Origin of the sequence: Klebsiella sp. Shm-1 (genome assembly GCF_040804525.1) — a bacterium.
Taxonomy (GTDB): Bacteria; Pseudomonadota; Gammaproteobacteria; order Enterobacterales; family Enterobacteriaceae; genus Klebsiella; species Klebsiella pneumoniae.
In genome coordinates this window covers 420,704-446,978 of the sequence record NZ_CP161823.1, presented here as the reverse complement: position 1 = coordinate 446,978, position 26,275 = coordinate 420,704, and the positions used below count along the sequence as shown (strand labels likewise).

45 protein-coding genes are annotated in these 26,275 nt (G+C 51.9%); 4 read left to right on the top strand and 41 right to left on the bottom strand.

Translation table 11 applies throughout. The annotated features are described in order from the left end of the window. Positions 1-14 precede the first annotated feature (14 nt). From rsmB to mscL, 3 genes are all read left to right on the top strand, one after another. Complete coding sequence (gene rsmB, locus AB1E37_RS02160; RefSeq protein WP_004174079.1) at positions 15-1,310, top strand: 16S rRNA (cytosine(967)-C(5))-methyltransferase RsmB; 1,296 nt, start codon at positions 15-17, stop codon at positions 1,308-1,310. 13 nt (positions 1,311-1,323) lie between these two features. After that, a complete protein-coding gene (trkA, locus tag AB1E37_RS02155; RefSeq protein ID WP_002919153.1) occupies positions 1,324-2,700 on the top strand; it encodes a Trk system potassium transporter TrkA in 1,377 nt (458 codons plus the stop codon). A gap of 140 nt (positions 2,701-2,840) precedes the next feature. Further along, complete coding sequence (gene mscL / locus AB1E37_RS02150) at positions 2,841-3,254, top strand: large-conductance mechanosensitive channel protein MscL (protein ID WP_004145325.1); 414 nt, start codon at positions 2,841-2,843, stop codon at positions 3,252-3,254. Here the strand turns inward: mscL and AB1E37_RS02145 are convergent. From AB1E37_RS02145 to rpsJ, 31 genes are all read right to left on the bottom strand, one after another. Next, on the bottom strand, positions 3,190-3,468 hold the full coding sequence (locus tag AB1E37_RS02145; protein ID WP_004145324.1) for an alternative ribosome-rescue factor A: 279 nt from the start codon (positions 3,466-3,468) through the stop codon (positions 3,190-3,192). The genes mscL and AB1E37_RS02145 overlap by 65 nt on opposite strands. A 57-nt stretch (positions 3,469-3,525) precedes the next feature. Then, positions 3,526-3,951, bottom strand: coding sequence for a Zn(2+)-responsive transcriptional regulator (gene zntR / locus AB1E37_RS02140; RefSeq protein ID WP_004185894.1), 426 nt, complete (start codon positions 3,949-3,951; stop codon positions 3,526-3,528). A 2-nt stretch (positions 3,952-3,953) separates the two neighbouring features. Beyond that, positions 3,954-4,322, bottom strand: coding sequence for a DUF1992 domain-containing protein (locus AB1E37_RS02135; protein WP_002919204.1), 369 nt, complete (start codon positions 4,320-4,322; stop codon positions 3,954-3,956). 108 nt (positions 4,323-4,430) lie between these two features. Next, complete coding sequence (gene rplQ, locus AB1E37_RS02130; RefSeq protein WP_002919206.1) at positions 4,431-4,817, bottom strand: 50S ribosomal protein L17; 387 nt, start codon at positions 4,815-4,817, stop codon at positions 4,431-4,433. Between the two features lie 40 nt (positions 4,818-4,857). Further along, on the bottom strand, positions 4,858-5,847 hold the full coding sequence (rpoA, locus tag AB1E37_RS02125) for a DNA-directed RNA polymerase subunit alpha (RefSeq protein ID WP_002919219.1): 990 nt from the start codon (positions 5,845-5,847) through the stop codon (positions 4,858-4,860). A gap of 25 nt (positions 5,848-5,872) precedes the next feature. Further along, entirely contained in the window at positions 5,873-6,493 is a 621-nt protein-coding gene (rpsD, locus tag AB1E37_RS02120; protein ID WP_002919224.1) for a 30S ribosomal protein S4, read from the bottom strand. Between the two features lie 33 nt (positions 6,494-6,526). After that, positions 6,527-6,916, bottom strand: a complete 390-nt coding sequence (rpsK, locus tag AB1E37_RS02115) for a 30S ribosomal protein S11 (protein WP_002919257.1) — start codon at positions 6,914-6,916, stop codon at positions 6,527-6,529. Positions 6,917-6,932: 16 nt separating this feature from the next. Next, on the bottom strand, positions 6,933-7,289 hold the full coding sequence (gene rpsM / locus AB1E37_RS02110) for a 30S ribosomal protein S13 (RefSeq protein WP_002919259.1): 357 nt from the start codon (positions 7,287-7,289) through the stop codon (positions 6,933-6,935). A gap of 146 nt (positions 7,290-7,435) precedes the next feature. Next, complete coding sequence (rpmJ, locus tag AB1E37_RS02105; protein ID WP_000868187.1) at positions 7,436-7,552, bottom strand: 50S ribosomal protein L36; 117 nt, start codon at positions 7,550-7,552, stop codon at positions 7,436-7,438. Positions 7,553-7,585: 33 nt separating this feature from the next. Then, positions 7,586-8,917, bottom strand: coding sequence for a preprotein translocase subunit SecY (gene secY / locus AB1E37_RS02100; protein ID WP_002919515.1), 1,332 nt, complete (start codon positions 8,915-8,917; stop codon positions 7,586-7,588). Between the two features lie 7 nt (positions 8,918-8,924). Next, entirely contained in the window at positions 8,925-9,359 is a 435-nt protein-coding gene (gene rplO, locus AB1E37_RS02095; RefSeq protein ID WP_002919516.1) for a 50S ribosomal protein L15, read from the bottom strand. A 3-nt stretch (positions 9,360-9,362) separates the two neighbouring features. Continuing rightward, positions 9,363-9,542: a 50S ribosomal protein L30 gene (gene rpmD, locus AB1E37_RS02090; RefSeq protein WP_001140434.1), complete on the bottom strand. Its 180-nt coding sequence runs from the start codon at positions 9,540-9,542 to the stop codon at positions 9,363-9,365. A 3-nt stretch (positions 9,543-9,545) separates the two neighbouring features. Beyond that, positions 9,546-10,049 (bottom strand): 30S ribosomal protein S5, encoded by a 504-nt coding sequence (rpsE, locus tag AB1E37_RS02085; protein ID WP_002919545.1) that lies wholly within the window; start codon positions 10,047-10,049, stop codon positions 9,546-9,548. A 14-nt stretch (positions 10,050-10,063) separates the two neighbouring features. Then, positions 10,064-10,417 carry a 50S ribosomal protein L18 gene (gene rplR, locus AB1E37_RS02080; RefSeq protein ID WP_000358960.1) on the bottom strand — a complete coding sequence of 118 codons (354 nt, stop codon included), beginning with the start codon at positions 10,415-10,417 and terminating at the stop codon, positions 10,064-10,066. Between the two features lie 9 nt (positions 10,418-10,426). After that, positions 10,427-10,960, bottom strand: coding sequence for a 50S ribosomal protein L6 (gene rplF, locus AB1E37_RS02075; RefSeq protein WP_002919662.1), 534 nt, complete (start codon positions 10,958-10,960; stop codon positions 10,427-10,429). A 12-nt stretch (positions 10,961-10,972) separates the two neighbouring features. Next, complete coding sequence (rpsH, locus tag AB1E37_RS02070) at positions 10,973-11,365, bottom strand: 30S ribosomal protein S8 (protein WP_002919665.1); 393 nt, start codon at positions 11,363-11,365, stop codon at positions 10,973-10,975. Positions 11,366-11,398: 33 nt separating this feature from the next. Next, positions 11,399-11,704 (bottom strand): 30S ribosomal protein S14, encoded by a 306-nt coding sequence (rpsN, locus tag AB1E37_RS02065; RefSeq protein WP_002919667.1) that lies wholly within the window; start codon positions 11,702-11,704, stop codon positions 11,399-11,401. A 14-nt stretch (positions 11,705-11,718) separates the two neighbouring features. Beyond that, positions 11,719-12,258 carry a 50S ribosomal protein L5 gene (rplE, locus tag AB1E37_RS02060; protein ID WP_001096200.1) on the bottom strand — a complete coding sequence of 180 codons (540 nt, stop codon included), beginning with the start codon at positions 12,256-12,258 and terminating at the stop codon, positions 11,719-11,721. Positions 12,259-12,272: 14 nt separating this feature from the next. Beyond that, positions 12,273-12,587, bottom strand: coding sequence for a 50S ribosomal protein L24 (gene rplX, locus AB1E37_RS02055; RefSeq protein ID WP_000729185.1), 315 nt, complete (start codon positions 12,585-12,587; stop codon positions 12,273-12,275). A 10-nt stretch (positions 12,588-12,597) separates the two neighbouring features. Further along, positions 12,598-12,969, bottom strand: coding sequence for a 50S ribosomal protein L14 (rplN, locus tag AB1E37_RS02050; RefSeq protein WP_002919748.1), 372 nt, complete (start codon positions 12,967-12,969; stop codon positions 12,598-12,600). A gap of 165 nt (positions 12,970-13,134) precedes the next feature. Beyond that, positions 13,135-13,389, bottom strand: coding sequence for a 30S ribosomal protein S17 (gene rpsQ / locus AB1E37_RS02045; RefSeq protein ID WP_002919751.1), 255 nt, complete (start codon positions 13,387-13,389; stop codon positions 13,135-13,137). Beyond that, on the bottom strand, positions 13,389-13,580 hold the full coding sequence (rpmC, locus tag AB1E37_RS02040; protein WP_002919754.1) for a 50S ribosomal protein L29: 192 nt from the start codon (positions 13,578-13,580) through the stop codon (positions 13,389-13,391). Before rpmC ends, rpsQ begins: the two co-directional genes overlap by 1 nt. Continuing rightward, the gene (gene rplP / locus AB1E37_RS02035) at positions 13,580-13,990 is read right to left on the bottom strand and encodes a 50S ribosomal protein L16 (RefSeq protein WP_002919759.1); all 411 of its coding nucleotides are present in this window, start codon (positions 13,988-13,990) and stop codon (positions 13,580-13,582) included. The genes rpmC and rplP overlap by 1 nt, the downstream gene beginning before the upstream one ends. A gap of 12 nt (positions 13,991-14,002) precedes the next feature. After that, entirely contained in the window at positions 14,003-14,701 is a 699-nt protein-coding gene (rpsC, locus tag AB1E37_RS02030; RefSeq protein ID WP_002919766.1) for a 30S ribosomal protein S3, read from the bottom strand. 17 nt (positions 14,702-14,718) lie between these two features. Beyond that, a complete protein-coding gene (gene rplV / locus AB1E37_RS02025; RefSeq protein ID WP_002919773.1) occupies positions 14,719-15,051 on the bottom strand; it encodes a 50S ribosomal protein L22 in 333 nt (110 codons plus the stop codon). Between the two features lie 14 nt (positions 15,052-15,065). Further along, positions 15,066-15,344 (bottom strand): 30S ribosomal protein S19, encoded by a 279-nt coding sequence (gene rpsS / locus AB1E37_RS02020; protein WP_001138115.1) that lies wholly within the window; start codon positions 15,342-15,344, stop codon positions 15,066-15,068. Between the two features lie 16 nt (positions 15,345-15,360). Next, a complete protein-coding gene (gene rplB, locus AB1E37_RS02015) occupies positions 15,361-16,182 on the bottom strand; it encodes a 50S ribosomal protein L2 (protein ID WP_002919786.1) in 822 nt (273 codons plus the stop codon). Positions 16,183-16,199: 17 nt separating this feature from the next. Then, positions 16,200-16,502, bottom strand: coding sequence for a 50S ribosomal protein L23 (gene rplW, locus AB1E37_RS02010; protein ID WP_000617546.1), 303 nt, complete (start codon positions 16,500-16,502; stop codon positions 16,200-16,202). Then, complete coding sequence (gene rplD, locus AB1E37_RS02005; RefSeq protein ID WP_002919794.1) at positions 16,499-17,104, bottom strand: 50S ribosomal protein L4; 606 nt, start codon at positions 17,102-17,104, stop codon at positions 16,499-16,501. The genes rplW and rplD overlap by 4 nt, the downstream gene beginning before the upstream one ends. 10 nt (positions 17,105-17,114) lie before the next feature. After that, positions 17,115-17,744: a 50S ribosomal protein L3 gene (gene rplC / locus AB1E37_RS02000; RefSeq protein ID WP_002919796.1), complete on the bottom strand. Its 630-nt coding sequence runs from the start codon at positions 17,742-17,744 to the stop codon at positions 17,115-17,117. Positions 17,745-17,776: 32 nt separating this feature from the next. Continuing rightward, positions 17,777-18,088, bottom strand: a complete 312-nt coding sequence (gene rpsJ / locus AB1E37_RS01995) for a 30S ribosomal protein S10 (RefSeq protein WP_001181005.1) — start codon at positions 18,086-18,088, stop codon at positions 17,777-17,779. Positions 18,089-18,471: 383 nt separating this feature from the next. On the opposite strand from rpsJ, the gene AB1E37_RS01990 reads away from it, so the two are divergent. Next, complete coding sequence (locus AB1E37_RS01990) at positions 18,472-18,957, top strand: A24 family peptidase (protein ID WP_020801891.1); 486 nt, start codon at positions 18,472-18,474, stop codon at positions 18,955-18,957. Here the strand turns inward: AB1E37_RS01990 and bfr are convergent. The 10 genes from bfr to AB1E37_RS01940 all read right to left on the bottom strand — a co-directional run bounded on the left by bfr (position 18,941) and on the right by AB1E37_RS01940 (position 26,159). Then, positions 18,941-19,417: a bacterioferritin gene (bfr, locus tag AB1E37_RS01985; RefSeq protein ID WP_002919971.1), complete on the bottom strand. Its 477-nt coding sequence runs from the start codon at positions 19,415-19,417 to the stop codon at positions 18,941-18,943. The genes AB1E37_RS01990 and bfr overlap by 17 nt on opposite strands. 73 nt (positions 19,418-19,490) lie before the next feature. Next, positions 19,491-19,685: a bacterioferritin-associated ferredoxin gene (bfd, locus tag AB1E37_RS01980; RefSeq protein WP_004152415.1), complete on the bottom strand. Its 195-nt coding sequence runs from the start codon at positions 19,683-19,685 to the stop codon at positions 19,491-19,493. Positions 19,686-19,865: 180 nt separating this feature from the next. Continuing rightward, positions 19,866-21,050 (bottom strand): elongation factor Tu, encoded by a 1,185-nt coding sequence (tuf, locus tag AB1E37_RS01975; RefSeq protein WP_004174069.1) that lies wholly within the window; start codon positions 21,048-21,050, stop codon positions 19,866-19,868. A gap of 69 nt (positions 21,051-21,119) precedes the next feature. Beyond that, the gene (fusA, locus tag AB1E37_RS01970) at positions 21,120-23,234 is read right to left on the bottom strand and encodes an elongation factor G (protein ID WP_002920103.1); all 2,115 of its coding nucleotides are present in this window, start codon (positions 23,232-23,234) and stop codon (positions 21,120-21,122) included. Positions 23,235-23,330: 96 nt separating this feature from the next. Then, positions 23,331-23,801 (bottom strand): 30S ribosomal protein S7, encoded by a 471-nt coding sequence (gene rpsG / locus AB1E37_RS01965; protein ID WP_002920113.1) that lies wholly within the window; start codon positions 23,799-23,801, stop codon positions 23,331-23,333. 96 nt (positions 23,802-23,897) lie between these two features. After that, positions 23,898-24,272 (bottom strand): 30S ribosomal protein S12, encoded by a 375-nt coding sequence (gene rpsL, locus AB1E37_RS01960; protein ID WP_002920115.1) that lies wholly within the window; start codon positions 24,270-24,272, stop codon positions 23,898-23,900. A 124-nt stretch (positions 24,273-24,396) separates the two neighbouring features. Then, entirely contained in the window at positions 24,397-24,684 is a 288-nt protein-coding gene (gene tusB, locus AB1E37_RS01955) for a sulfurtransferase complex subunit TusB (RefSeq protein WP_032447911.1), read from the bottom strand. Between the two features lie 7 nt (positions 24,685-24,691). Beyond that, the gene (tusC, locus tag AB1E37_RS01950) at positions 24,692-25,051 is read right to left on the bottom strand and encodes a sulfurtransferase complex subunit TusC (protein ID WP_004174061.1); all 360 of its coding nucleotides are present in this window, start codon (positions 25,049-25,051) and stop codon (positions 24,692-24,694) included. Then, complete coding sequence (gene tusD / locus AB1E37_RS01945; protein WP_002920128.1) at positions 25,051-25,437, bottom strand: sulfurtransferase complex subunit TusD; 387 nt, start codon at positions 25,435-25,437, stop codon at positions 25,051-25,053. Before tusD ends, tusC begins: the two co-directional genes overlap by 1 nt. After that, positions 25,437-26,159 (bottom strand): transcriptional regulator, encoded by a 723-nt coding sequence (locus tag AB1E37_RS01940; RefSeq protein ID WP_002920130.1) that lies wholly within the window; start codon positions 26,157-26,159, stop codon positions 25,437-25,439. The genes tusD and AB1E37_RS01940 overlap by 1 nt, the downstream gene beginning before the upstream one ends. Positions 26,160-26,275: the final 116 nt, after the last annotated feature.

Below are 26,275 nucleotides of genomic sequence, written 5' to 3'. Positions count from 1 at the left end.
TTATTTTTGCGCTTATGAAAAAGAATATAAATTTACGCAGCCTGGCCGCCCAGGCTATCGAGCAAGTTGTTGAAAAAGGGCAGTCTTTAAGCAACGTACTGCCCCCTCTACAGCAGAAAGTCAGCGATAAAGATAAAGCGCTACTGCAGGAGTTGTGCTTTGGTGTACTACGTACTCTAAGCCAGCTGGAGTGGCTTATCAGCAAGCTAATGGCGCGTCCGATGACCGGCAAACAGCGCACCGTGCACTTTCTGATCATGGTTGGTCTCTATCAGTTACTCTACACCCGCATTCCACCACACGCCGCGCTGGCGGAAACGGTAGAAGGCGCGGTGGCCATTAAACGCCCGCAGCTTAAAGGGCTAATCAACGGCGTGCTACGCCAGTTCCAGCGCCAGCAGGAAGCGTTGTTAGCCGAATTTGCTGAGCATGAAAACCGCTATCTTCATCCCAAATGGCTGCTGAAACGCCTGCAGCAGGCCTGGCCGCAGCAGTGGCAGGAGATCGTCGAGGCGAACAACCAGCGCCCGCCGATGTGGCTGCGCGTTAACCGCAACCATCATTCCCGGGATGAGTGGCTTGCCCTGCTTAACGAGACCGGTTTAGAGGGCTTTACCCACCCTGATTATCCGGACGCCGTACGCCTGGCCACCCCTGCTCCGGTCCACGCGTTACCAGGCTTTGCCGAAGGCTGGGTGACCGTCCAGGACGCCTCGGCTCAGGGCTGTATGCGCTACCTGCAACCGGAAAATGGCGAACGCATTCTCGATCTCTGCGCGGCGCCGGGCGGGAAGACGACGCATATTCTGGAAGTCGCTCCCCAGGCTCAGGTTATGGCGGTGGATATTGATGAACAGCGTCTGTCCCGCGTCTATGACAACCTGAAGCGTCTGGGTGTAAAAGCGGATGTAAAACAGGGCGATGGCCGCTTCCCTGAGCAGTGGTGTGGCAATGAGCAGTTCGATCGTATTCTGCTGGATGCTCCCTGCTCCGCAACCGGCGTTATTCGCCGCCATCCGGATATCAAATGGCTGCGCCGGGATCGGGATATCGCCGAGTTAGCCCAGCTGCAGGCCGAGATCCTCAATGCCACCTGGACGCACCTGAAGCCTGGCGGCACGCTGGTTTACGCAACCTGTTCTATTCTGCCGGAAGAGAACAGTCAGCAAATTGCCGCCTTCCTCGCGCGAACCCCGGATGCAGAACTTCACGCCACCGGCACGCCGGCGAGCCCCGGGCAGCAAAATCTGCCGGGCGTGGAAGAAGGTGATGGCTTCTTTTACGCTAAGCTAATCAAACGTCGGAACTAATGGGTCACTGCAGATGAAGATTATTATTCTGGGCGCCGGCCAGGTCGGCGGCACGCTGGCGGAAAACCTCGTCGGCGAGAACAATGATATTACGCTGGTTGATACCAATGGCGACCGTTTGCGCAGCCTGCAGGATAAGTTCGACCTGCGTGTCGTCCAGGGGCATGGCTCTCACCCTCGCGTACTGCGTGAGGCGGGGGCCGATGATGCCGATATGCTGGTAGCGGTCACTAGTTCGGACGAAACCAACATGGTGGCCTGCCAGGTCGCTTACTCATTGTTCAATACGCCAAACCGCATAGCGCGTATTCGTGCGCCTGATTACGTTCGTGATGCGGAAAAGCTCTTCAACTCTGAAGCGGTACCCATCGATCACTTAATCGCTCCGGAACAACTGGTCATCGACAACATCCACCGTCTGATCGAATATCCCGGCGCGCTGCAGGTCGTGAACTTCGCCGAAGGAAAAGTCAGTCTCGCGGTAGTAAAAGCCTATTATGGTGGCCCGCTGGTGGGGAATGCCTTATCCACTATGCGGGAGCATATGCCGCATATCGATACGCGCGTGGCCGCCATTTTCCGCCACGATCGCCCCATCCGCCCGCAGGGCTCGACGATTGTCGAGGCCGGAGATGAAGTCTTCTTTATTGCCGCCTCGCAGCATATTCGCGCGGTCATGAGCGAACTGCAGCGACTGGAAAAGCCGTATAAGCGTATTATGCTGGTCGGCGGGGGCAATATTGGCGCGGGTCTGGCCCATAAGCTGGAAAAAGATTACAGCGTTAAGCTTATCGAACGTAATCAGCAGCGAGCCGCTGAGCTAGCGGAAAAGCTGCAGCATACTATCGTCTTCTACGGGGATGCATCGGACCAGGAGCTGTTGGCTGAAGAGCATATTGACCAGGTGGACCTGTTTATTGCCGTCACTAACGACGACGAAGCCAATATTATGTCGGCTATGTTGGCCAAGCGAATGGGCGCGAAAAAAGTGATGGTGCTAATCCAGCGCAGAGCCTACGTGGATCTGGTCCAGGGTAGCGTCATCGATATTGCGATTTCGCCTCAGCAGGCCACAATTTCCGCACTCCTCAGTCATGTCCGTAAAGCCGATATTGTCGGCGTCTCCTCCTTGCGCCGCGGCGTTGCAGAAGCGATTGAGGCAGTCGCGCACGGCGATGAGAGCACCTCCCGGGTAGTCGGGCGTTCGATCGATGAGATCAAACTTCCACCGGGCACGATCATCGGCGCCGTCGTGCGGGGCAATGACGTGATGATCGCCAATAATAATCTACGGATCGAGCAGGGCGACCATGTGATCATGTTTTTGACCGATAAGAAGTTTATTTCCGATGTCGAAAGGCTGTTCCAGCCAAGTCCTTTCTTCCTGTAATTCCCAGGGCGCCGAACAGGCGCCTTTTTATTATCCCTTATTATTCAAAGGTTAATATTTTGCAGTAACTATCTGCTGGGAATGGCAAATGAAAATACATTTGTTAAACTTACAACGTCAGCTGGCACAAGGAGAATAAAATGAGTTTTTTAAAAGAGTTTCGCGAATTCGCGATGCGCGGGAACGTTGTCGATTTGGCAGTGGGTGTGATCATCGGTGCAGCATTCGGTAAAATTGTTTCATCACTGGTCGCGGATATTATTATGCCGCCACTCGGCCTGTTGATTGGCGGGATCGATTTTAAACAGTTTGCCGTCACGCTACGTGATGCCCAGGGCGATGTCCCGGCTGTGGTGATGCATTATGGGGTATTCATTCAGAACGTTTTCGATTTCATCATCGTCGCGTTTGCCATCTTCATGGCGATTAAATTGATGAATAAGTTAAATCGTAAGAAAGAAGAGGCTCCGGCGGCACCGCCAGCCCCCTCTAAAGAAGAAGTTCTGCTGAGCGAAATTCGCGATCTGCTGAAAGAACAAAACAACCGTTCTTAATCAGCAGAGAAAGCAGAAGGCCAGTGGTAAAAAAGCGATTCGCTTGCTTGCCACTGGCCTCCCGATCAATCCTTCCTGCATGTTTATCTTTACGTTGATAGCTTCCTTTCCCTTTCTTGTTTTTCTCTACGCGCTGCCTGAATAACGGATCGTGGAGAAGTGCCTCAATGGCGTTATCTTTAATTTGTCCTTTAGTATGCTGATAGCGACTCATAGTTACTCCGGTATATGTATAAACTCGGCGCGAGTGTAGATCCGCGCGTTTAAAAAATCAACGTCCGCCATTGCCGTTGCTGGCCCCTTGTTCAAGGGCCTCAAGGATAGAACAGTAAACGCTGCTGTGGGCAGTGCCGCAACAGGCATCGTTGAGCCGCTGCAGAGAGCGGCGCATCGTCTGTAGCTCTTTAATCCGCGCCTCAACTTCACTTAATCGCGCCTGAACGATCCCTTTCGACTCCTGACAGGTATGATGCTCCGGATCGATGCGGATCGACAATAATTCGCGGATCGCTTCCAGGGTGAAACCCAGTTGTCGGGCATAACGAATAAAGCGCAGCCGTTGAAGATCGTTATCCGAGTACAGACGAAATCCTCCCTCGGTGCGTATGTCATGATCCATCATCTGCTGCTTTTCATAGTAGCGGATGGTATCAGGCGTCACGTCAGCCAGTTTTGCCAATTCACCAATACGATACATATTTACTCCTGATTTATTTTTTGCAGCAACGCATCGGCGTACTCACCGCGTAAAAAGTCGGTGTTCAGACCTGCCTGACGTAACTTCAGCTCGAGCAGGGCAAGGCGTTTGCTAAGTTCGGCATGACGCGGATCGTCCTGACGGACGCCATTCAGTAAGTCTGCCAGAGCCAACGCTTCTTTGCGTTGCTCCAGTTCCGGAGGAAGACATCCTGCATTTTTCAGAAGGCGATAGCCTGCCCGCAACTCCGCCGGCACATGTGAATCGTCATCGAGAGTCAGCGGTTCTCCGCTGCCGGGTAAATTATCGAACTCACCTTTGGTTTGGGCATCGAGGATATGACGTTCCGCCCACTGATCCAGCAACCACATTCTACGGCTCCAGGGGATGAACAAAAAGAGTACAGATAGTGTAGTGAAATGGGGATGGGGTAGATATAAAAAAACCCGCCAGGGCGGGTTTTTTTACGTTACTACAGATTACTCTGCAGCAGCTTCTGCTTTCGGCTCAGCACGATCAACCAGCTCGATGTATGCCATCGGCGCGTTGTCGCCTGCACGGAAGCCACACTTCAGAATGCGAGTGTAACCACCGGCGCGGCTCGCGAAACGCGGGCCCAGCTCGTTAAACAGTTTTGCCACGATCTCGTTATCACGAGTGCGGGCGAATGCCAGACGACGATTAGCAACGCTATCAGTCTTGGCAAGAGTAATCAGCGGCTCAACTACGCGACGCAGTTCTTTCGCTTTCGGCAGGGTCGTCTTGATGATTTCATGACGAACCAGCGAACCTGCCATGTTACGGAACATAGCCTGGCGATGGCTGCTGTTGCGGTTCAGTTGACGACCACTCTTACGATGGCGCATGACCTTATCCTTCTCAGTAAAACCTTAACCTGTGATCCGGTTACTCGTCAGCAATGCTTGCTGGTGGCCAGTTTTCCAGGCGCATGCCCAGAGACAGTCCACGGGAAGCCAGCACGTCTTTAATCTCAGTAAGAGATTTTTTACCCAGGTTCGGCGTTTTCAGCAACTCAACCTCGGTACGCTGTACCAGATCACCGATATAGTGGATAGCTTCTGCCTTGAGGCAGTTAGCAGAGCGGACAGTCAATTCCAGATCGTCAACAGGGCGCAGCAGGATCGGATCGAATTCTGGTTTCTCTTCTTTCACTTCTGGCTGACGTACATCACGTAGGTCAACAAAAGCTTCCAGTTGTTCAGCCAGGATGGTTGCCGCACGACGAATCGCCTCTTCAGGATCGATTGTGCCGTTGGTTTCCATTTCGATGACCAGCTTGTCCAGGTCGGTACGCTGTTCTACACGCGCAGCTTCAACATTGTAGGCAATACGCTCTACAGGGCTGTAGCAGGCGTCGACCAGCAGACGGCCGATTGGGCGCTCATCTTCTTCCGAATGAATTCGGGCAGAAGCCGGCACATAACCGCGACCGCGCTGAACTTTGATACGCATGCTAATAGCAGCGTTCTCATCAGTCAGGTGGCAAATCACGTGCTGCGGCTTGACGATTTCGACATCACCGTCGTGGGTAATGTCGGCTGCGGTCACAGGGCCAATGCCAGATTTATTCAAAGTAAGGATGACTTCATCTTTACCCTGAACTCTCACCGCCAGCCCTTTCAGGTTGAGCAGGATTTCAAGGATGTCTTCCTGAACGCCTTCTTTGGTGCTGTACTCGTGCAGTACACCATCAATCTCAACCTCGGTCACCGCGCAACCCGGCATCGATGAGAGCAGAATACGGCGCAGTGCGTTACCCAGAGTATGGCCGAAGCCACGCTCTAAAGGCTCAAGGGTCACCTTGGCGTGCGTCGAACTCACTTGCTCGATATCGACCAGGCGCGGTTTTAGAAACTCTGTCACAGAACCCTGCATTGTGTCCTCTCTTTGGTACTAAGCTTTACTTGGAGTAAAGCTCGACGATCAGGTGTTCGTTAATGTCCGCAGACAGATCAGAACGCTCCGGCTGACGCTTGAACGTACCTTCCATCTTGCCAGCATCAACTTCCAGCCAGGTTGGCTTTTCACGCTGCTCAGCCAGCTCCAGAGCGGCTTTCACGCGAGATTGCTTTTTCGCTTTCTCACGAATGCTGACAACGTCATTCGCTTTAACCTGATAAGAAGCGATGTTAACAACACGACCGTTTACCATAATCGCTTTGTGGCTAACCAGCTGGCGTGCTTCAGCACGAGTGGCGCCGAAGCCCATACGGTATACAACGTTGTCCAGACGACCTTCCAGCAGAGCCAACAGGTTTTCACCGGTGTTGCCTTTCAGACGTGCTGCTTCTTTATAGTAGTTACGGAACTGACGCTCCAGCACACCGTACATACGGCGAACTTTTTGCTTTTCACGCAACTGCACACCATAGTCAGACAGACGCGGCTTACGCGCACCGTGCTGGCCAGGAGCTTGTTCAATTTTACACTTGGTATCGATCGCGCGAACGCCAGACTTAAGGAATAAGTCGGTGCCCTCACGACGGCTCAGCTTGAGCTTAGGACCCAAATATCTTGCCATTTTCTTTCTCCAACTAACCTGGAAAACGCAGCGTTATACGCGACGTTTTTTCGGCGGACGACAACCGTTATGAGGGATCGGAGTCACATCAGTAATATTAGTGATGCGGAAACCAGCGGCGTTCAGTGCACGAATGGTAGATTCGCGACCCGGACCCGGACCTTTGACCATAACTTCCAGATTCTTGATGCCGTATTCTTTTACGGCTTCTGCGCAACGCTCTGCTGCAACCTGAGCTGCGAACGGAGTGGATTTGCGAGAACCACGGAAACCGGAACCACCGGCTGTTGCCCAACCCAGTGCGTTACCCTGACGATCAGTGATGGTAACGATGGTGTTGTTAAAAGAAGCATGGATATGAGCCACGCCGTCAGAGACTTGTTTTCTTACACGCTTACGTGCACGAATTGGTGCCTTTGCCATTATTCAATCACCCCGATTATTTCTTGATCGGTTTACGCGGACCCTTACGGGTACGTGCGTTGGTCTTGGTACGCTGACCGCGAACCGGGAGACCACGACGATGACGCAAACCACGGTAGCAACCAAGGTCCATCAGACGCTTGATGCTCAGGGTGATTTCACGGCGCAGATCACCTTCAACGACAAATTTACCTACTGCTTCACGCAGAATATCAATTTGTTCTTCAGACAGCTCACTGATCTTAACATTTTCAGCGATGCCCGTTTCAGCGCAGATGGCTTTAGAACGGGTTTTGCCGATACCGAAAATAGCGGTTAAAGCGATAACGGTATGTTTGTGATCAGGAATGTTAATGCCTGCTATACGGGCCACTATGCACTCCTACTATTTAATATGTACGCACCATGCTGAAAAGCCCGTTTTCAGGATACTCAAATGGAAACGTACAGACATACAAAAGATTGGCTGGCTAATCTAGCCAGCTCAATCCAACTTTGCAAGAAAAATATGCGAAAAAATCAGCCTTGGCGCTGTTTATGCTTCGGCTCGGCACTGCAAATCACACGGATGACACCATCACGCTTAACGATTTTGCAGTTACGGCATAATTTCTTGACGGAAGCACGAACTTTCATTTTTACTCTCCGTAACTTCTCGGGCGACCAGTTTTAACGGCCGTAGCCTTTCAGGTTCGCCTTCTTCAATGCAGACTCATACTGACTGGACATCATCAGAGTTTGCACTTGAGCCATAAAGTCCATAATCACGACAACAACGATAAGCAGCGAGGTCCCACCGAAGTAGAACGGCACTTTCATCGCGTCACGCATGAACTCCGGGATCAGGCAGATAAAAGTAATGTACAACGCACCAACCAGAGTCAGGCGAGTCATCACTTTATCGATATACTTCGCCGTTTGCTCTCCCGGACGAATTCCTGGTACAAATGCACCGGACTTCTTCAGGTTATCTGCTGTTTCACGCGGGTTGAAAACCAACGCCGTGTAGAAGAAACAGAAGAAGATGATTGCAGACGCATAGAGTAACACATAAAGCGGTTGCCCAGGCTGCAAATACAGCGAAATTGTTGTCAGCCAGTTCCAACCAGTACCACCCCCGAACCATGACGTGATGGTTGCCGGGAACAGTATAATACTGGAAGCGAAGATTGCCGGGATTACCCCCGCCATATTCACTTTCAGCGGTAAATGTGTGCTCTGTGCAGCATAGACACGACGACCCTGTTGACGTTTCGCGTAGTTTACCACAATGCGGCGTTGACCACGCTCAACGAATACAACAAAGAAGGTCACTGCAAATACTAATACTGCAACCAACAGCAACAGGAGGAAGTGCAGGTCGCCTTGACGCGCTTGCTCGATAGTATGGGCGATGGCCGGCGGGAGTCCCGCAACGATACCGGCGAAGATAATGATCGAGATACCGTTACCGATACCACGTTCAGTGATCTGTTCGCCGAGCCACATCAGGAACATAGTCCCTGTGACCAGACTGACAACAGCGGTGAAATAGAATGCAAAGCCTGGATTAATCACCAGGCCTTGCATACCAGGCATATTCGGCAGACCGGTAGCAATACCGATCGACTGGAATATCGCCAGCACCAGAGTACCGTAGCGGGTGTACTGGCTGATCTTACGACGACCAGACTCCCCTTCTTTCTTCAGTTCCGCCAGCGGTTGATAAACCACCGTCAGCAGCTGCACGATGATCGATGCCGAAATGTACGGCATAATCCCCAGCGCAAAGATAGAAGCACGGCTGAGAGCACCACCAGAGAACATGTTGAACATTTCAATGATGGTGCCTCGCTGTTGCTCAAGCAGTTTGGCAAGTACAGCGGCATCAATACCAGGGATCGGAATAAAAGAGCCAATACGGAACACTATCAGCGCACCGACCACAAACAGAAGTCTGCGTTTCAGTTCGCCAAGGCCACCTTTGGCACTTTGAAAATCTAATCCCGGTTGTTTAGCCATCTGCTACTTATTCCTCAATTTTACCGCCAGCAGCTTCGATAGCAGCACGAGCACCTTTAGTCACACGCAGGCCACGAACAGTTACCGGACGAGTTACCTCACCAGACAGGATCACTTTCGCGAACTCGATCTGGACACCGATAATGTTAGCCGCTTTCAGCGCGTTCAGGTCTACTACATCGCCTTCTACGTGAGCCAGATCGGAGAGACGGATCTCTGCGGTGATCATCGCTTTACGAGAAGTGAAGCCGAATTTCGGCAGACGACGGTACAGAGGCATCTGACCACCCTCGAAACCGCGACGTACGCCACCGCCAGAACGAGATTTCTGACCTTTGTGACCACGACCACCGGTTTTACCGAGGCCAGAACCGATACCACGACCCAGGCGTTTACCCGCCTTTTTGGAGCCTTCGGCCGGAGACAGAGTATTTAAACGCATCTCTTACTCCTCAACTTTAACCATGAAGGAAACCGCGTTGACCATACCACGAACAGCAGGAGTATCCTCGCGCTCTACGGTGTGACCAATACGACGCAGACCCAGGCCAAGCAGCGTTGCCTTGTGTTTCGGCAGACGACCGATTGCACTGCGGGTTTGAGTAATTTTAATAGTCTTTGCCATGGTTTATTTCCCCAGAATTTCTTCAACGGATTTACCACGCTTGGCAGCGACCATATCCGGGGACTTCATGTTTTCCAGACCGTCGATAGTTGCACGAACCACGTTAATCGGGTTAGTGGAACCATACGCTTTAGCCAGAACGTTACGAACCCCAGCGACTTCCAGAACGGCGCGCATTGCACCACCGGCGATGATACCGGTACCTTCGGAAGCCGGCTGCATGAATACACGAGAACCCGTGTGAGTACCCTTAACCGGGTGCTGCAGGGTGCCGTGGTTCAGCGCGACGTTAATCATATTGCGACGGGCTTTTTCCATCGCTTTCTGGATCGCTGCTGGAACTTCACGCGCTTTACCGTAACCAAAACCAACGCGACCGTTACCATCGCCTACTACAGTCAGAGCTGTGAAGGAGAAAATACGACCACCTTTAACGGTTTTAGATACGCGGTTTACCGCGATCAGCTTTTCCTGCAGTTCGCCAGCTTGTTTTTCGATGTGAGCCATCTTACACCTCTACCTTAGAACTGAAGGCCAGCTTCACGGGCAGCATCTGCCAGTGCCTGGACACGACCATGATATTGGAACCCGGAACGGTCAAAGGAAACATCTTTGATGCCTTTTTCCAGAGCGCGTTCAGCGACAGCTTTACCCACAGCTGCTGCAGCGTCTTTGTTACCGGTGTACTTCAGTTGTTCAGCGATAGCTTTTTCTACAGTAGAAGCAGCTACCAGAACTTCAGAACCATTCGGTGCAATTACCTGTGCGTAAATGTGACGCGGGGTACGATGTACCACCAGGCGAGTTGCGCCCAGCTCCTGGAGCTTGCGGCGTGCGCGGGTCGCACGACGGATACGAGCAGATTTCTTATCCATAGTGTTACCTTACTTCTTCTTAGCCTCTTTGGTACGCACGACTTCGTCGGCGTAACGAACACCCTTGCCTTTGTAAGGCTCAGGACGACGGTAGGCGCGCAGATCTGCTGCAACCTGGCCGATCACCTGCTTATCAGCGCCTTTCAGCACGATTTCAGTCTGAGTCGGACATTCTGCAGTGATACCCGCAGGCAGCTGATGATCAACCGGGTGAGAGAAACCTAAAGCCAGGTTTACTACATTCCCTTTGACCGCTGCACGATAACCTACACCAACCAGCTGCAGCTTCTTAGTGAAGCCTTCGGTAACACCGATAACCATTGAGTTCAGCAGGGCACGCGCGGTACCAGCCTGAGCCCAACCGTCTGCGTAACCATCACGCGGACCGAAGGTCAGTGCATTATCTGCATGTTTAACTTCAACAGCATCGTTGAGAGTACGAGTCAGCTCGCCGTTTTTACCTTTGATCGTAATAACCTGACCGTTGATTTTTACATCAACGCCGGCAGGAACAACGACCGGTGCTTTAGCAACACGAGACATTTTTTCCTCCGATTAGGCTACGTAGCAGATAATTTCGCCACCAAGACCAGCCTGGCGCGCTGCACGATCAGTCATAACACCTTTAGAGGTAGAAACAACTGCGATACCCAGACCGGCCATAACTTTCGGCAGCTCATCTTTTTTCTTATAGATGCGCAGACCTGGGCGGCTGACACGCTGAATGCTTTCTACAACAGCTTTGCCCTGGAAATACTTGAGAGTAAGTTCCAGTTCAGGCTTGGTGTCGCCTTCAACTTTAAAATCTTCGATAAAACCTTCTTCCTTCAGCACGTTGGCGATTGCCACTTTCAGCTTGGAGGAAGGCATGGTGACCGCAGCTTTGTTCGCGGCCTGACCGTTACGGATACGGGTCAGCATATCCGCGATCGGATCTTGCATGCTCATCTGTCTTTACTCCCGTGATTCAATTGGTGACAATTACCAGCTAGCCTTTTTCAGACCCGGGATTTCACCGCGCATAGCGGCTTCACGGACCTTGATACGGCTCAACCCGAACTTCCGCAGGAAACCATGCGGACGACCTGTTTGACGGCAGCGGTTACGCTGACGAGACGGGCTGGAATCACGCGGCAGAGTCTGCAGCTTGAGAACGGCATTCCAACGATCTTCGTCGGTTGCGTTCACATCAGAGATGATAGCTTTCAGTTCAGCGCGTTTAGCGAAGAATTTATCAGCTAAAGCCACGCGCTTTACTTCGCGTGCTTTCATTGATTGCTTAGCCATTAAGTAACCCTACCTTACTTGCGGAACGGGAAGTCAAAGGCAGCCAGCAGAGCACGGCCTTCTTCGTCAGATTTCGCAGTAGTGGTAATGGTAATATCCAAACCACGAACGCGGTCGACTTTATCGTAGTCGATTTCTGGGAAGATGATCTGCTCACGGACACCCATGCTGTAGTTGCCACGACCGTCGAAAGACTTAGCGGACAGGCCGCGGAAGTCACGAATACGCGGTACAGCAATAGTGATCAGGCGCTCAAAGAACTCCCACATGCGTTCGCCACGCAGAGTTACTTTACAGCCGATCGGATAGCCCTGACGGATTTTGAAGCCTGCAACTGATTTGCGTGCTTTGGTGATCAGCGGTTTTTGACCGGAGATTGCTGCCAGGTCAGCTGCTGCGTTATCCAGCAGTTTCTTGTCAGCGATCGCTTCACCAACACCCATGTTCAGGGTGATCTTCTCGACCCGAGGGACTTGCATGACAGAATTGTAGTTAAACTCAGTCATGAGTTTCTTAACTACTTCGTCTTTGTAGTAATCATGCAGTTTCGCCATCGTACTACTCCAAATTACTTGATAGTTTCGCTGTTAGACTTGAAGAAACGGACTTTTTTACCGTCTTCGAATCTAAAGCCTACACGGTCAGCCTTGCCGGTTGCCGCATTGAAGATTGCAACGTTAGAAACCTGAATTGCAGCTTCTTTTTCAACGATGCCGCCTGGTTGGTTCAGAGCCGGAACCGGCTTCTGATGTTTCTTAACCAGGTTGATACCTTCAACAATGACCTTGCCGGAAGACAGGACATTCTTAACTTTACCGCGCTTACCTTTATCTTTACCGGTTAACACGATAACTTCGTCATCACGACGGATTTTCGCTGCCATGATTCGCTCCTTAGAGTACTTCTGGTGCCAGAGAGATAATTTTCATGAACTTCTCGGTACGAAGTTCACGAGTTACCGGCCCAAAAATACGCGTACCGATAGGCTGCTCGCTGTTATTGTTCAGAATAACGCATGCATTACCATCGAAGCGAATGACAGAACCGTCCGGGCGACGAACACCCTTCTTGGTGCGCACCACTACCGCCTTCAGCACATCACCTTTTTTGACCTTACCACGCGGAATTGCTTCTTTGATGGTGATCTTGATGATGTCGCCTACGCCTGCGTAGCGACGGTGCGAGCCACCCAGAACCTTGATACACATTACGCGACGTGCACCGGAGTTGTCGGCGACGTTCAGCATAGTCTGTTCTTGGATCATTTTAGTGCTCCGCTAATGTCAACTACTACTGAGACCCGAAAATTAGGGTCGTTAAAAAGCCCCATATCGAGGGCGCGGCATTATAACACCACAAACCAGATATGGGTAGAAAAAATAAACGGCTCATCGCTGAGCCGTTTATCCGTATCGAGAATGCGTACTCTATTACAGAACCGCTTTCTCTACAACGCGAACCAGCGTCCAGGACTTAGTCTTGGACAGCGGACGGCATTCGCGGATTTCAACCTTGTCGCCGATACCGCATTCGTTGTTCTCGTCATGTACGTGCAGTTTGGTCGTACGTTTGATGAATTTACCGTAAACCGGGTGTTTCACCATACGTTCGATAGCAACAACAATGGATTTCTCCATTTTGTCGCTAACTACGCGACCTTGCAGAGTACGGATTTTATCGGTCATTACGCACCCGCCTTCTGAGTCAGTAAAGTCTTAACGCGTGCAACATCACGACGCACTTGCTTCAGCAGATGAGTCTGTTGCAGCTGGCCACTTGCAGCCTGCATGCGCAGGTTGAACTGCTCACGCAGCAGGTTCAGCAGCTCAGCGTTCAGCTCTTCAACGCTTTTTTCACGCAGCTCTTTTGCTTTCATTACATCACCGTCTTAGTTACAAAGGTGGTTTTGATCGGCAGTTTCGCTGCTGCCAGGCCGAATGCTTCACGGGCCAGCTCTTCCGGTACACCGTCCATTTCATACAGGACTTTACCCGGCTGAATCAAGGCAACCCAGTACTCCACGTTACCTTTACCTTTACCCATACGAACTTCCAGCGGCTTCTCGGTGATCGGTTTGTCCGGGAATACACGGATCCAGATCTTACCTTGACGCTTAACTGCACGGGTCATAGCACGACGTGCTGCTTCGATCTGACGTGCAGTCAGACGACCACGGCCAACAGCTTTCAGACCGAAAGTGCCGAAGCTAACATCCGTACCCTGCGCCAGACCACGGTTGCGGCCTTTGTGCACTTTACGGAATTTTGTACGCTTTGGTTGTAACATCAGCGACGCTCCTTATTTACGGCCTTTACGCTGCTGCTTTTTAGGTTGAGCAGCCGGTTCCGGTTGTTCAACAGCAGCCATACCACCCAGGATCTCACCTTTGAAGATCCATACCTTAACGCCGATTACACCGTAAGTGGTGTGCGCTTCAGAGGTGTTGTAGTCGATGTCAGCACGCAGAGTGTGCAGCGGTACGCGACCTTCACGGTACCATTCGGTACGTGCGATTTCCGCGCCGCCCAGACGGCCGCTAACTTCAACTTTGATACCTTTAGCGCCCAGACGCATTGCGTTCTGTACAGCACGCTTCATCGCACGACGGAACATAACGCGACGTTCCAGCTGAGAAGTGATGCTGTCAGCAACCAGTTTTGCGTCCAGTTCAGGTTTACGAACTTCGGCGATATTGATCTGTGCAGGTACGCCAGCGATATCCGCTACGACCTTGCGCAGTTTTTCTACGTCTTCGCCTTTCTTACCGATAACGATACCCGGGCGAGCGGTGTGAATGGTCACACGGATGCTCTTAGCCGGACGCTCGATAACGATGCGAGATACAGACGCTTTAGCCAGTTCTTTAGTCAGGAACTGACGTACTTTAAAATCGCTGTCCAGGTTGTCAGCGAATTCTTTGGTGTTCGCGAACCAGGTAGAGTTCCATGGTTTGACAATACCCAGGCGAATACCATTAGGATGTACTTTCTGACCCATTGCTAGTCTCCAGAGTCTCAGCGATCGGACACAACCACAGTGATGTGGCTGGTGCGCTTCAGGATGCGATCTGCACGACCTTTAGCACGCGGCATAATGCGCTTCATGCTCGGGCCTTCGTCTACGAAAATTTTCGCAACTTTCAGATCATCAATGTCAGCGCCATCGTTGTGTTCAGCGTTAGCAATGGCAGATTCCAGTACCTTCTTGACCAGTACAGCAGCTTTTTTGTTGGTGTAGGTCAGAATATCCAGGGCCTGCGACACTTTCTTACCGCGAATCAGGTCAGCTACAAGGCGAACCTTCTGAGCAGAAGAACGAGCATGGCGATGTTGAGCTAAAGTTTCCATCTCTTCCTCCTACCTTATTTCTTCTTCGCTTTTTTATCAGCAGCGTGGCCGCGATAAGTACGAGTCGGTGCGAATTCACCCAGTTTGTGACCGACCATTTCGTCGGAAACAAATACTGGAACGTGCTGACGACCATTATGGACAGCGATGGTCAAACCGATCATGTTAGGAAAGATCGTTGAACGACGGGACCAAGTGCGCAGGGGCTTCTTGTCTCCGCTTTCCACCGCTTTCTCTACCTTCTTCAGCAAGTGCAGGTCAATAAAAGGACCTTTCTTGAGAGAACGTGGCATGGCTTATCCTCTAAAATTATTTGCTACGGCGACGTACGATGAATTTATCAGTACGCTTGTTGCTGCGGGTCTTCTTACCTTTGGTCTGCAGGCCCCACGGGGATACCGGGTGCTTACCAAAGTTACGACCTTCACCACCACCATGTGGGTGGTCTACTGGGTTCATCGCAGTACCGCGAACGGTAGGACGAACACCACGCCAGCGTGCAGCACCTGCTTTACCCAGAACGCGCAGCATATGCTCAGCATTGCCAACTTCGCCCAGAGTCGCGCGGCAGTCTGCTTCGACTTTACGCATTTCACCAGAACGCAGACGCAGGGTGACATAAGCACCGTCACGAGCAACGATCTGAACGTAAGTACCAGCGGAACGAGCCAGCTGACCGCCTTTACCTGGTTTCATTTCTACGTTATGAACGGTAGAACCAACCGGGATATTGCGCATCGGCAGGGTGTTGCCTGCTTTGATTGCAGCATCAACGCCAGACTGAATCTGGTCGCCAGCTTTCAGGCCTTTCGGGGCCAGGATGTAACGGCGCTCGCCGTCTTTGTACAGAACCAGCGCGATGTTCGCGGAGCGGTTCGGATCGTACTCAAGACGTTCAACAACTGCCGGGATACCATCTTTGTTGCGTTTGAAGTCAACAATACGGTAAGCCTGCTTGTGGCCACCACCGATATGACGGGTGGTGATACGGCCATTGTTGTTACGACCACCGGATTTGCTGTTTTTTTCCAGCAACGGAGCAAAAGGTTTGCCCTTGTGCAGCTCTGGGTTAACCACTTTAACGACGTGGCGACGACCCGGAGATGTCGGTTTACATTTAACAACTGCCATTGTATTACTCCTCCGACTTACTCAGCGCCGCCAACGAAGTCCAGATTCTGGCCTTCTTTCAGGGTGACGTAAGCTTTTTTCCAGTCGCTACGACGACCGATACGCTGTCCGTGACGTTTAACTTTCCCTTTAACAACCAGGGTGTTAACGACTTCGACTTCGACTTCAAACAGTTTCTGCACAGCAGCTTTGATTTCTGCTTTGGTCGCGTCTTTAGCAACTTTGAGAACGATGGTGTTTGTTTTTTCCATCGCAGTAGACGCTTTTTCAGAAACGTGCGGTGCGCGCAGCACCTTCAGCAGACGTTCTTCACGAATCATGCCAGCATCTCCTCAACTTGCTTAACAGCATCAGCAGTCATTACGACTTTGTCGAAGGCGATCAGGCTAACCGGGTCGATACCGTTCGCATCACGTACGTCAACCTTATGCAGGTTACGTGCGGCCAGGAACAGGTTCTCGTCCAGCTCACCGGTGATGATCAGCACATCTTCCAGAGCCATGTCTTTCAGTTTCTGTGCCAGCAGCTTAGTTTTCGGCGCTTCAACAGAGAACTTCTCGACAACGATCAGACGATCCTGACGTACCAGTTCGGACAGAATGCTTTTCAGCGCGCCGCGGTACATCTTCTTGTTAACTTTTTGACTGTGGTCCTGCGGACGAGCAGCGAAGGTCACGCCACCGGAACGCCAGATCGGGCTCTTGATAGAACCAGAACGCGCACGGCCGGTACCTTTCTGGCGCCACGGTTTTTTACCGGAGCCAGTGATTTCAGCACGAGTCTTCTGAGCACGAGTGCCCTGACGCGCACCGGCTGCATAAGCAACAACAACCTGGTGAACCAGCGCTTCGTTGAAATCACGACCGAAGGTAGTTTCGGAAACAGTCAGCGCGCTCTGCGCGTCTTTCAATACTAATTCCATTGCTATCTCCTCACGCCTTCACAGCTGGTTTAACGATCAGGTCGCTACCGGTCGCACCCGGGACAGCACCTTTAACCAGCAGCAGGTTGCGCTCAGCGTCAACACGTACTACGTCCAGGCTCTGAACGGTTACACGCTCATTACCCAGCTGACCTGCCATTTTCTTGCCTTTGAACACTTTGCCCGGAGTCTGGTTCTGACCGATAGAACCCGGAACGCGGTGGGACAAGGAGTTACCGTGAGTAGCGTCCTGGGTACGGAAGTTCCAGCGCTTAACGGTACCAGCAAAACCTTTACCTTTAGAGGTACCGGTTACGTCAACTTTTTTAACGTCAGCAAACAGTTCAACGCTAATGTTCTGACCTACGGTGAATTCTTCGCCGTCAGCCAGACGGAATTCCCACAGACCACGGCCAGCTTCAACGCCAGCTTTAGCGAAGTGACCCGCTTCCGGCTTGGTTACACGGTTAGCTTTTTTAGCACCGGTGGTAACCTGGATTGCGCGGTAGCCATCGTTAGCCAGGTCTTTAACCTGAGTAACACGGTTTGCTTCAACTTCGATTACGGTTACTGGGATAGAAACGCCATCTTCAGTGAAGATGCGGGTCATGCCCACTTTTTTACCGACTAAACCAATCATTGTTTCAACCTCTCAATCGCTCGATGACCTGATTAACCCAGGCTGATCTGCACGTCTACACCGGCAGCCAGATCCAGACGCATCAGAGCATCAACGGTTTTTTCAGTTGGCTCAACGATGTCAACCAGACGCTTGTGAGTGCGAATTTCGTACTGGTCACGCGCGTCTTTGTTGACGTGCGGGGAGATCAGAACGGTAAAGCGCTCTTTGCGGGTCGGCAGCGGGATCGGACCACGGACTTGCGCACCAGTGCGCTTAGCAGTCTCGACGATTTCCGCGGTTGATTGATCGATCAGACGATGATCAAACGCTTTCAGGCGGATACGGATTCTTTGGTTCTGCATGAGACCAGAGCTCCAATTATTTTATAGACGAAATGATTACTCCTCATACCCATTACGATTGATGGGAGAGTGTAACCGTTCTTACATAGTCCCCCGATTGGGGACATTGTTTGATAACCCAAATGCGATTACCAGGGTTCATATTGAACCGGCCGTCAACTTTGACAGGCCCGCGCATTATACGCAAATTCTGGCGCGACGCAAGTGCTGTTTAGAAAATCATCACAAGGATTTGCGCGCCTTCGCGTTAGCGCGCTGTACGGGGCTGCAATGCGGAGTAAGAGTGCGGATTATGGGATCCATTCCCGGAAAATGCCTTTTGTGCTGAACGGGAGAGGATGAGCATAGTGACGAAATGTTCATCGATCATTGCGGGGTTAACTATGCTCGCCGCCCTCCCCTTCTTGCTGTGCTATAGCGGTTTGACCGTGGCATTATGCCACCAGGATCTGCGCCACGGTCTGTTGCCCGACCGTTACACCTGTCCCCTGCTGTGGAGTGGTTTACTTTTTTATCTCTGTCTGGCGCCGCACCAGCTGCATGATGCCGTCTGGGGGGCGATAGCGGGCTATCTCTCTTTGGCTGCGATTTACTGGCTATACCGCGGTATCCGCGGCTATGAAGGATTGGGTTATGGAGATATAAAATATCTTGCCGCCCTCGGCGCCTGGCATGGCTGGCGGTTACTGCCGCAGTTGGTCCTGGTTGCCTCGCTACTCGCCGGCATAGCGTGGGCAGGAGCAGGTTTATACGCCAGTTGCGGCGGGAGGAGCAAATGGAGAAGAAGCAACCCGCTGCCGTTTGGGCCATTCCTGGCGGCCGCGGGTTTTTGGTGCGGGTGGCAGACGCTGGCTAATCTGACACTTTGATCTGCGACTGCAGGTAATTTTGCAGACCGATTTTGCCAATCAAATCGAGTTCGGTTTCCAGCCAGTCGATATGGCCTTCTTCATCCGCCAGGATCTCAATCATCATATCGCGGCTGACGTAGTCATGGACGCTGTCGGCATAGGCAATAGCCTCACGCAAATTTTGCGCCCCTTCCAGCTCCAGCCTCAAATCGGACCGCAGCATCTCTTCCACATCTTCACCGATGCCAAGTTTGCCGAGATCCTGCAGATTAGGGATACCTTCGAGAAAAAGAATACGCTCGATATACTTATCGGCGTGCTTCATTTCGTCGATGGATTCGTGGTACTCAATATCGTTGAGGCGCATCAGGCCCCAATTTTTAAACATTCTCGCATGAAGAAAGTACTGATTAATTGCGACTAGCTCATTTCCCAATAATTTATTGAGATAACTTATGATTTTGACATCACCTTTCATTATATAGTCCCTCCGCTTCCACTCATTGAAGCGTAGTCCGGCCTATAGGGATGTCAAAAGAGAAGCGTGGACTTCAGGCGATTTCTTTGAATTCCGGCATGGTGGTTAATTCATCTTCCATCACTTCACGCGCGGCACGAACACACTTACCGCATTGATTTCCCACGGGAACAAACTTACGTAATTGCTGAAAAGATTGCGGTTGAAACTGGCGCACAACCTGACGAATTTTTTTATCGCTGACGCCATTGCACAAACAAACGTACATAGAAACTCCCGTTCAATTTATGCACAAATATTAAATGAGAATGGTTATGATTACAATAGACCATTTGCTCATTATCCGCCGCAACGCACGATATGAATAGCCAGCAAAAATTCGTTTTTCGCTGAATGACAGACAGCAAAAAGGGCGCCGAAGCGCCCTTTTTAATTCAAAGCTAACGAATTAGCCCAGAACTTTAGCTACAACGCCCGCGCCAACGGTACGGCCGCCTTCACGGATTGCGAAACGCAGACCGTCGTCCATCGCGATCGGGTGGATCAGGGTAACAACCATTTTGATGTTGTCGCCCGGCATTACCATCTCTACGCCTTCCGGCAGTTCGATGGTGCCAGTCACGTCAGTAGTACGGAAGTAGAACTGCGGACGGTAGCCTTTGAAGAACGGAGTATGACGGCCGCCTTCATCTTTGGACAGGATGTACACTTCAGATTCGAACTTGGTGTGCGGGTTGATGGTGCCCGGCTTAGCCAGTACCTGACCACGTTCGATTTCTTCACGTTTGATACCACGCAGCAGAACACCTACGTTCTCACCAGCACGGCCTTCGTCCAGCAGTTTGCGGAACATTTCAACGCCAGTACAGGTGGTTTTCGCGGTTTCTTTGATACCAACGATTTCAACTTCTTCACCTACTTTGATGATACCGCGCTCTACACGACCGGTAACAACGGTACCACGACCGGAGATGGAGAATACGTCTTCGATCGGCAGCAGGAACGGCTTGTCAATCGCACGCTCTGGTTCCGGGATATAGGTATCCAGGTGGCCAGCCAGTTCGATGATTTTCGCTTCCCACTCTGCGTCGCCTTCCAGCGCTTTCAGAGCAGAACCACGAACGATCGGAGTGTCGTCGCCCGGGAAATCGTACTGAGACAGCAGTTCACGAACTTCCATCTCAACCAGTTCCAGCAGCTCTTCGTCATCAACCATGTCGCATTTGTTCAGGAACACGATGATGTACGGAACGCCTACCTGACGACCCAGCAGGATGTGCTCACGAGTCTGCGGCATCGGGCCGTCAGTCGCAGCAACAACCAGGATCGCGCCGTCCATCTGCGCAGCACCGGTGATCATGTTTTTAACATAGTCGGCGTGGCCCGGGCAGTCTACGTGCGCGTAGTGGCGAGTCGGGGTGTCATATTCAACGTGAGAGGTGTTGATGGTGATACCACGAGCTTTTTCTTCCGGCGCGTTATCGATCTGGTCGAATGCGCGAGCGGAACCACCGTAGGTTTTAGCCAGTACGGTAGTGATGGCAGCAGTCAGGGTAGTTTTACCATGGTCAACGTGGCCGATAGTACCAACGTTGACGTGCGGTTTTGTACGTTCAAATTTTTCTTTAGACACGGCTATATTCCTTACTATAGTGCTCTCCCCTTCGGAGAGAGCACGGGACTTAGGTTTTAATCCTGTGGATTATTTACCACGGGCTTCAATAACGGCCTGAGCAACGTTGTTCGGCGCATCATCATACTTCAGGAATTCCATGGTGTATGATGCACGACCTTTGGTCAGAGAACGCAGCTGAGTTGCATAACCGAACATTTCGGACAGCGGTACTTCAGCGTGGATCTTAACGCCGGTTACTTCGGATTCCTGACCGCGCAGCATACCGCGACGACGGCTCAAGTCACCGATAACGTCACCAGTGTTCTCTTCCGGAGTTTCTACTTCAACCTTCATGATCGGCTCAAGCAGAACTGGTTTTGCTTTCTTAAAGCCTTCTTTAAAGGCAATAGACGCAGCCAGTTTAAACGCCAGCTCAGAGGAGTCAACGTCGTGGTAAGAACCGAAGTGCAGACGGATACCCATATCAACTACCGGGTAACCTGCCAGCGGACCAGCTTTCAGCTGTTCCTGGATGCCTTTATCAACGGCCGGGATGTATTCGCCAGGAATTACACCACCTTTGATGTCGTTGATGAACTCGTAACCTTTCGGGTTAGAGCCCGGCTCCAGCGGGTACATGTCGATCACAACGTGACCGTACTGACCACGACCACCAGACTGCTTGGCGTGTTTACCTTCGATATCGGTAACTTTCGCGCGAATCGCTTCACGGTAAGCAACCTGAGGTTTACCGACGTTCGCTTCAACGTTGAATTCACGCTTCATACGGTCAACGATGATGTCGAGGTGCAGCTCACCCATACCGGCGATAATGGTCTGGTTAGACTCTTCGTCAGTCCATACGCGGAAAGACGGGTCTTCTTTAGCCAGACGACCCAGAGCCAGACCCATTTTTTCCTGGTCAGCTTTGGTTTTCGGCTCAACGGCGATGGAGATTACCGGCTCAGGGAATTCCATACGCTCCAGAATGATCGGCGCATCCGGGTCACACAGGGTGTCACCAGTAGTTACGTCTTTCAGACCGATAGCAGCAGCGATGTCGCCCGCGCGAACTTCTTTGATCTCTTCACGTTTGTTAGCGTGCATCTGAACGATACGACCGAAACGCTCACGTGCAGCTTTCACGGAGTTCAGTACGGTATCACCAGAGTTAACCACACCGGAGTACACGCGGAAGAAGGTCAGGTTACCCACGAACGGGTCGGTAGCGATTTTGAACGCCAGTGCAGAGAACGGCTCGTCGTCGCTTGCGTGACGCTCAGCCGGGGTATCTTTACCGTCGTCCAGGATACCGTTGATCGCAGGTACGTCAACCGGGGATGGCAGGTAATCAATTACCGCATCCAGCATCGCCTGAACGCCTTTGTTCTTGAACGCAGAACCACAGGTTACCAGGATGATTTCGTTGTTCAGAACGCGCTGACGCAGAGCTTTTTTGATCTCTTCTTCAGTCAGTTCTTCACCACCCAGGTATTTTTCCATCAGCTCTTCAGAAGCTTCAGCTGCGGATTCGATCAGGTTCTGGTGCCATTCATCAGCCAGGTCCTGCATGTCAGCCGGGATATCTTCGTATTCGAAGGTTACGCCCTGGTCTGCATCGTTCCAGTTGATGGCTTTCATTTTCACCAGGTCAACAACGCCGGTGAAACCTTCTTCAGCACCAATTGCCAGCTGCAGCGGAACCGGGTTCGCGCCCAGACGGGTTTTGATCTGACCAACAACTTTCAGGAAGTTAGCGCCCATGCGGTCCATTTTGTTAACGAACGCGATGCGCGGAACTTTATATTTGTTTGCCTGACGCCATACGGTTTCAGACTGCGGCTGAACACCACCAACTGCGCAGTAAACCATTACCGCACCATCAAGAACACGCATGGAACGTTCTACTTCGATAGTGAAGTCAACGTGCCCCGGGGTGTCGATGATGTTTACGCGGTGCGGTTCATACTGTTTGGCCATACCAGACCAGAATGCAGTAGTCGCAGCGGAAGTGATGGTGATACCACGTTCCTGCTCCTGCTCCATCCAGTCCATGGTAGCGGCGCCGTCATGAACTTCACCGATTTTGTGGTTTACACCGGTGTAGAACAGAATACGTTCGGTAGTAGTGGTTTTACCGGCGTCGATGTGCGCACTGATACCGATGTTACGGTAGCGTGCGATGGGTGTTGTACGAGCCATTTGATTCCTCGTTTATTTCTTTAGGCGTTCAGTTAAGTTATCCAGAGCGGGCGACTCATCTGAAGCGCCCGCCTGGTGACTATGACTCCGAAGGGATTACCAACGGTAGTGAGCGAACGCCTTGTTGGCTTCGGCCATACGGTGAACGTCTTCACGTTTCTTAACTGCAGTACCTTTGTTGTCTGCAGCATCAGTGAGTTCGTTCGCCAGGCGCAGAGCCATGGATTTATCACCGCGTTTACGAGCAGCTTCAACGATCCAACGCATTGCCAGGGCATTACGACGGACCGGACGAACTTCAACTGGAACCTGATAAGTAGAACCACCTACGCGGCGGGACTTAACTTCGACAGTCGGGCGCACGTTTTCGAGCGCAACTTCGAAGGCTTCCAGTTCAGATTTACCAGAACGCTGAGCCAGGGTCTCCAGCGCGCTGTATACGATAGTTTCTGCAGTAGATTTTTTACCATCTACCATCAGGATATTGACAAATTTAGCCAGCAGTTCTGATCCGAACTTCGGATCCGGCAGAATTTTACGCTGACCAATGACGCGACGACGTGGCATGGAAATACTCCGTTGTTAATTCAGGATTGTCCAAAACTCTAAGAGTTTAGTATGACATTAAGATAAATCAGTTTGGCCTTACTTAACGGAGAACCATTAAGCCTTAGGACGCTTCACGCCGTACTTGGAGCGAGCCTGCTTACGGTCTTTAACGCCGGAGCAGTCAAGCGCACCACGAACGGTGTGGTAACGAACACCCGGAAGGTCTTTAACACGACCGCCACGGATCAGGATCACGGAGTGCTCCTGCAGGTTGTGACCTTCACCACCGATGTAGGAGGTGACTTCGAAACCGTTAGTCAGACGCACACGGCAAACTTTACGCAGTGCGGAGTTCGGTTTCTTAGGAGTGGTGGTATATACGCGAGTACATACGCCACGTTTCTGCGGGCAGGCTTCCAGCGCTGGCACGTTGCTCTTTGCAACTTTGCGCGCGCGTGGTTTGCGTACCAGCTGGTTAATTGTTGCCATTAAATAGCTCCTGGTTTTAGCTTTTGCTTCGTAAACACGTAATAAATCGCCTCATATATTATGAGGACGCAGAATTTTAGGGCGGTGCCGAAAAGGTGTCAAGAAATATACAACAATCCCGCCATCACCAGGCCAACTGACCGGCATGTTTGACTGTGAGTCTGACGAAATCAGTATAGCTAACCCTGCCGACACTGTCCGCAATTTGACCAGCCAGCCCGCGGGCGTCAACGTCGTCTTGCAGCACGTAAAGGGTTATGGGGGCGGATTGCAGGATCTCAAGGAAGCGGCCGCCGGCGATAGCCGCCGCGACGCCATCAGACAACAGTAACAGATCGTCACCCTGCTCCATCAAGCGAAGCATTGCTGCGATATCGGCATGCCAGGGAGAAACACTGAGCGTATGGAGCATGGGGGCCTCAGAAACGCAAAATCACATCAAATTCATGCAGACGGGCGCGCAGGGCATCCGGCGCCAGGCATTCGACATCCACCACCCACGGGGTCGCGGGATCCAGGCCGCGCTCTCGCGCTGAGTCGGCGCACAGCCAGCACTGGTCGATATCATATAGCGACAGCAATTTAAAGGTAGCGATGTAGTCGCGGGCCAGCACAGCGCCAGGCCGCTGTTCGGGTAACAGCTGAAACACGCCGTCGCCCACAAAAAACACGCCAATATCGTCGGTGAGCGCGGAGGTTGCTAATAAGGCATCGAGGCCTTCCCTGCCGGCGGCGCTGCCGTGCGGCGCAGAGGAAAATACAAAAGCCACACGTTTCATCAGAACTGCACCATCCGATCGCAAGTAAGCGCCGCTTCCGCTAGCGCGCCGAGCCCGCTCAAGGTAAAACCCGGCTGCAAATTGTGGCCAGGCAGAGCGAGCTGTTGCGCTTCGCGTTCGTCCGTTACGCCACGACGCAGGGCGGCCGCCACGCAGATATGCAGCGCGACGCCGTGCTCATCGTGGAGGGATTGCCACCCGCGCACCAGATCGAACTCATCGCTGGCGGGCGCCGTCAACTGGTTAGCGTTAAGCACGCCTTCGCGATAGAAAAAAACGCACGCCAGCTCATGGCCTTCCTGCAGCACGGCCTGGGCAAATTGCCAGGCGCTGCTCGCCTGCTGCGTGCCATAGGCTGGGCCGGTCACCGTGAGGGCAAATCGCATTACTTATCCAGCCCCTGGAAATCGCCGCTTTTGAACTGGCGAATATAGAGGTAGACGGTGTGCTTGGAGATGTTCAGACGATCGGCTACCTGGTTAATAGCGTCTTTAATATCGAAGATCCCTTTCTCGTAGAGATTCAGCACGATTTGACGGTTTTTCGCATTGTTAGACACGCTGCGATCGGCATTCACCTCTTCAATGGTGAACTCCAGCGTCTGGGCGACCAGATCGTCTACCGAAGAAGCAAAGTTCACCGGCGAGTTCACTTCAGGCGTTTCTGGCGGAATAAAGGTGCTCATGATCTGGGAAAACGGCACATCCAGATTCATGTTGATACACAGCAGACCAATCACCCGGTGATCGCGGTTGCGAATGGCAATCGTCACCGACTTCATCAGTACGCCGCTTTTAGCGCGGGTAAAGTAGCATTTGGAAACGCTGCTATCGGCGCCCGTCATATCGTGCAGCATGCGCAGCGCAAGATCGGTAATCGGTGAACCAATTTGGCGGCCGGTATGTTCACCATTGGCGATACGGATGGCAGAGCATTTCAGATCCTGCAAAGAATGCAGCACGATTTCACAGTGCGAACCGATGAGCATCGCCAACCCGTCCACTACCGCTTCATAAGATTTGAGAATATCGAAATCGGTCTGGTCAAAGGGACGTTGATCCAGCAGGTCAAGCTCGCTGGTTTCATTGGTTAAAAGCGACCTGGACATGAAAAAAAGCACTCCTTTTCAGGAGCCTGTCGTTATTGTCAGGGCAGGCTCATCATCATTATTAAGCTATCTAAAGTAATACAGCGCCTGAGGATCTTTCCAGTTTTAATTATATC